This window comes from Pseudomonas sp., from assembly GCF_041601375.1.
Classification (GTDB): Bacteria; Pseudomonadota; Gammaproteobacteria; order Pseudomonadales; family Pseudomonadaceae; genus Aquipseudomonas.
Map to the genome: position 1 here is coordinate 1 of NZ_JBFIIG010000253.1, position 4930 is coordinate 4930.

At 62.8% G+C, this 4930-nt stretch carries 5 protein-coding genes; all 5 read left to right on the forward strand.

Annotation, left to right across the window (positions count from 1 at the left end):
• Nucleotides 1-564: DUF3426 domain-containing protein (locus ABZE94_RS20375; protein WP_372877892.1), on the forward strand; the 564-nt coding region annotated here is incomplete at its 5' end.
• Nucleotides 565-854: 290 nt separating this feature from the next.
• A complete protein-coding gene (gene dusB / locus ABZE94_RS20380) occupies nucleotides 855-1853 on the forward strand; it encodes a tRNA dihydrouridine synthase DusB (protein ID WP_372877894.1) in 999 nt (332 codons plus the stop codon).
• Nucleotides 1850-2170 carry a DNA-binding transcriptional regulator Fis gene (fis, locus tag ABZE94_RS20385; RefSeq protein ID WP_172143582.1) on the forward strand — a complete coding sequence of 107 codons (321 nt, stop codon included), beginning with the start codon at nucleotides 1850-1852 and terminating at the stop codon, nucleotides 2168-2170. Before dusB ends, fis begins: the two co-directional genes overlap by 4 nt.
• Before the next feature lie 94 nt (nucleotides 2171-2264).
• Nucleotides 2265-3872: a bifunctional phosphoribosylaminoimidazolecarboxamide formyltransferase/IMP cyclohydrolase gene (gene purH, locus ABZE94_RS20390; protein WP_372877896.1), complete on the forward strand. Its 1608-nt coding sequence runs from the start codon at nucleotides 2265-2267 to the stop codon at nucleotides 3870-3872.
• A 249-nt stretch (nucleotides 3873-4121) separates the two neighbouring features.
• Nucleotides 4122-4930 (forward strand): phosphoribosylamine--glycine ligase (gene purD / locus ABZE94_RS20395; RefSeq protein WP_372877898.1); only part of this gene is annotated, 809 nt, incomplete at its 3' end.

Genomic DNA, 4930 nt, shown 5'->3' on the forward strand with positions numbered 1-4930 from the left:
AGCGAACCCGGCCTGCGCGACGAGCACCTGTTCGAATTGGACGACGAGCCGTTGCAACTGGACTGGCAGCCAGCGCGCAAGCCCTGGGGCCGCTGGCTCGGCTGGGGCCTGCTGAACCTGCTGGCCGCGACCGCCCTGATCGGTCAGCACATCCACTACAACTTCGAAGAACTGGCCCGCCAGGATCAATACCGCCCCTGGTTCGAGCAGTTCTGCCCGCTCATTGGCTGCACCCTGCCGTCCAAGGTCGATATCCAGCAGGTCAAGAGCAGCAACCTGGTGGTGCGCAGCCACCCCGAGTTCAGCGGCGCCCTGGTCGTCGATGCGATCCTGTATAACCGTGCGCCCTTCGCCCAGCCATTCCCCTTGCTGGAAATGCGTTTTGCCGACATCAATGGCCGACTACTGGCCAGTCGCCGCTTCAAACCCAGCGAGTACCTCGCCGGCGAACTGGCCGGACAAGCGGAAATGCCGCCACAGACACCTATTCATGTGTCCCTGGATATCCTCGACCCAGGCACCCAGGCGGTTAACTACAGCCTGAGCTTCCACTCGCCGGAGTAAGGGCAGGCGGCTCAGCACGGGCCGGCGCCCAAGCCGGTCAAGGCTTTTCGCTCTTACTTGCAGCTTATCGCTTACGGCTTATGACTTAAGGCCTATGGCTTACAACTTACGACTTAATCGGCTTCGCCAGCGCCTGCCGGGGCCCGATCCGACCCATGGCTATAAGCCAGCAACTGTTCAGAATTTGTTCAAAACAGCCTTTATCCGGTCATCCAGAGCGGGTATGATTCCCTCCCTTTTTCACATCTCCTATTGGTCTCAACAGCACGTCTCTTGAGCAGGGAAGCCCCATGTCGGCGTTATGCATCGGCCCCTATACATTGCCCAACTCGCTGATTCTCGCGCCCATGGCCGGAGTCACCGACCGGCCGTTCCGTCAGCTCTGCCAGCGCATGGGGGCAGGCATGGTGGTATCGGAAATGGTCACCAGCGATGTGCGCCTGTGGAACACCCGCAAGTCGAGCCTGCGCCTGATCCATCGAGACGATGCCGAGCCGCGCTCGGTCCAGATCGCCGGTGGCGACCCGCAGATGCTCGCCGAGGCGGCTCAGCGTAACGTCGAATTGGGCGCGCAGATTATTGACATCAATATGGGCTGCCCGGCCAAGAAGGTCTGCAACAAGGCTGCCGGCTCCGCCCTGTTGAAGGACGAGGGCCTGGTGCGCGAGATTTTACAGGCGGTGGTCGCCGCGGTGGATGTGCCGGTGACCCTGAAAATCCGTACCGGCTGGGACAGGCAGAACAAGAACGGCATCGTCGTGGCGAAGATCGCCGAGCAGGCCGGGATAGTGGCATTGGCGGTGCATGGCCGGACCCGCGCCGACCTGTACACCGGCAACGCCGAGTACGACAGCATCGCCGCGATCAAGCAGGCGGTTTCGATTCCAGTGCTGGCCAATGGCGACATCGACTCGCCGGAGAAGGCCAAGGCGGTATTGGCCGCCACCGGTGCCGACGGCCTGTTGATCGGCCGAGCGGCCCAGGGCCGGCCGTGGATTTTCCGCGAGATCGAGCACTACCTGCGCAGCGGAGAAAAGCTGGCGGCACCTAGCCTGTTCGAGGTGGAACGTATTCTGCTAGAACACATGGCCGAGCTGCACCTGTTCTATGGCCAGGTGATGGGCGTACGCATCGCCCGCAAGCATGTTGGCTGGTACCTCGCAACCTTGCCGGGCGCCAGGGAGTTTCGCGCCCGATTCAACCGCTTGGAAAGTACGGACGCACAGTGCACCACCGTTCGCGAGTTCTTCGGCGAACGGCATAACGATGGAGACGGGGTGGCCGCATGACGATGTTGACCGACACTTTTGGAACTGGAATGGCGCCCGTGAGCGACAGCACAAGCTTGAAGCAGCACCTCAATACGCCAAGCGAAGAAGGGCAGACTCTGCGCGGCAGTGTCGAGAAAGCACTGCACAACTATTTCGCCCACCTCGAGGGCGCGGACGTCACCGACGTCTACAACCTGGTGCTCAGCGAAGTGGAAGCGCCACTGCTGGAAACCGTGATGAATTACGTCAAGGGCAACCAGACCAAGGCCTCCGAACTGCTCGGCCTGAATCGCGGCACCCTGCGCAAGAAACTCAAGCAGTACGATCTTCTCTAAGTGATGAGCTGCAAGCCGCAAGCCTCAAGCGGGAGTGATCTTCTCTTGCAGCGTGCAACTTGTAGCTTGCAGCTAAACCCGTGATGGAATCGTTATGACCGACCAAAGCATCCGCCTCCCCGTTCGCCGCGCCCTGATCAGTGTTTCCGACAAGACCGGCATCCTCGAATTCGCCCGCGAGCTCGTCGCGCTGAACGTGGAAATCCTCTCCACCGGTGGCACCTACAAGCTGCTCAAGGACAATGGCGTGGCCGCAGTGGAAGTCGCCGACTACACCGGCTTTCCGGAAATGATGGACGGCCGGGTCAAGACCCTGCACCCGAAGATCCATGGCGGCATCCTCGGCCGTCGCGCCCTCGACGGTGCGGTGATGGAGCAGCATGGGATCAAGCCGATCGACCTGGTCGCGGTCAACCTCTATCCCTTCGAAGCCACGGTCGCCAAGCCCGACTGCGACCTCGCCGACGCCATCGAGAACATCGATATCGGCGGCCCGACCATGGTTCGCTCCGCGGCGAAGAACCACAAAGACGTGACCATCGTGGTCAACGCCAGCGACTACGCCAACGTGCTCGACAGCCTGAAAGCCGGCGGCCTGACCTACGCCCAGCGCTTCGATCTGGCCTTGAAAGCCTTCGAGCACACCAGTGCCTACGACGGCATGATCGCCAACTACCTGGGTACCATCGACCAGCACGCCGAGACCCTTGCTACCTCCGCCCGTGGCACCTTCCCACGCACCTTCAACAGCCAGTTCATCAAGGCTCAGGAAATGCGCTACGGCGAGAACCCGCACCAGAGCGCGGCCTTCTACGTGGAAGCGAAGAAGGGCGAAGCCAGCATCTCCACCGCCGTGCAGCTGCAAGGCAAGGAGCTGTCGTTCAACAACGTCGCCGACACCGACGCCGCCCTCGAATGCGTGAAGAGCTTCGTCAAGCCGGCCTGCGTTATCGTCAAGCACGCCAACCCTTGCGGCGTGGCCGTGGCCCTGGACAGCGAGGGCGGCATCCGCCAGGCCTACGAGCTGGCCTATGCCACCGACACCGAATCGGCATTCGGCGGCATCATCGCCTTCAACCGCGAACTGGATGGCGCCACCGCCCAGGCCATCGTCGAGCGTCAATTCGTCGAAGTCATCATCGCGCCGAAGATCAGCGCCGAGGCCCGCGCCGTGGTCGCCGCCAAGGCCAACGTGCGTCTGCTCGAATGCGGCGAGTGGCCGGCCGAACGCGCACCGGGCTGGGACTTCAAGCGGGTCAACGGTGGCCTGCTGGTGCAGAGCCGCGACATCGGCATGATTGCTGCCTCCGACCTGAAGATCGTCACCCAGCGCGCCCCGAGCGAGCAGGAAATCCACGACCTGATCTTCGCCTGGAAAGTGGCCAAGTTCGTCAAATCCAACGCCATCGTTTACGCCAAGAATCGCCAGACCATCGGCGTCGGCGCCGGCCAGATGAGCCGCGTCAACTCCGCGCGCATCGCCGCGATCAAGGCCGAGCATGCCGGCCTGCAAGTGGCCGGTTCGGTGATGGCGTCCGACGCCTTCTTCCCGTTCCGCGATGGCCTGGACAACGCCGCCGCCAACGGCATCACTGCGGTGATCCAGCCGGGTGGCTCGATGCGCGATGCGGAAGTCATCGCCGCCGCAGACGAAGCGGGAATAGCCATGGTGTTCACCTCTATGCGCCACTTCCGCCACTGACGGCCGCACTGAAACCGGCATCTGCTGCGTTGCCCAGAGTTCCGCCAATGCTCATTGCCACCAGGCAACTCCGCTTGGCGAAACCCTGGGCGCCTTGCATCTACCGGCTTCATCGCGACCTCGTAAAGGGTCGCAGCTTTTTCTAGGTTGGGTGGAGCGAAGCGATACCCAACACCGCTTTCGTAGGGTGGATAGCGCTTTTTCTATCCACCAAACGGGCCGCAGGCCCGCCTCCTGAAGGAGAACCCCATGAACGTACTGATCATCGGCAGCGGCGGGCGCGAGCACGCGCTGGCCTGGAAAGTCGCGCAAGACCCGCGCGTCGCCAAAGTCTTCGTCGCCCCGGGCAATGCCGGCACCGCCACCGAAGCCAAGTGCGAGAACGTCGCCATCGACGTGCTGGCCCTGGAGCAACTCGCCGATTTCGCCGAGAAGAATGTGCAACTGACCATCGTCGGCCCGGAAGCGCCGCTGGTGAAAGGCGTGGTCGATTTGTTCCGCGCGCGCCAGCTGGATATCTTCGGCCCGAGCGCCGGCGCGGCGCAGCTGGAAGGCTCGAAAGCCTTTACCAAGGACTTCCTCGCCCGCCACAACATCCCCACCGCCGATTACCAGAACTTCAGCGAAATCGAGCCGGCCCTGGCCTACCTGCAAAAGGTCGGCGCGCCGATCGTGATCAAGGCCGATGGTCTGGCCGCGGGCAAAGGCGTGATAGTCGCCATGACCCTCGCTGAAGCCGAGGATGCAGTGCGCGATATGCTCGCCGGTAATGCCTTCGGCGAAGCCGGTTCGCGGGTGGTGATCGAGGAGTTTCTCGACGGCGAGGAAGCCAGCTTCATCGTCATGGTCGACGGCAAGAACGTCTTGCCGATGGCCACCAGCCAGGACCACAAGCGCGTCGGCGACGGCGACAGCGGCCCCAATACCGGCGGCATGGGCGCCTACTCGCCGGCCCCGGTGGTCACCACCGAAGTGCACCAGCGGGTGATGGACGAGGTGATCTACCCCACCGTCAACGGCATGGCCAGCGAAGGCAACGTCTACACCGGCTTCCTCTA

What these genes read in the sequence shown, in the direction of transcription:
- dusB (WP_372877894.1), top strand. Translation starts at nt 855, where the DNA reads ATGTCGGCGTTATGCATCGGCCCCTATACATTGCCCAACTCGCTGATT.
- purH (WP_372877896.1), top strand. Translation starts at nt 2,265, where the DNA reads ATGACCGACCAAAGCATCCGCCTCCCCGTTCGCCGCGCCCTGATCAGT.
- fis (WP_172143582.1), top strand. Translation starts at nt 1,850, where the DNA reads ATGACGATGTTGACCGACACTTTTGGAACTGGAATGGCGCCCGTGAGC.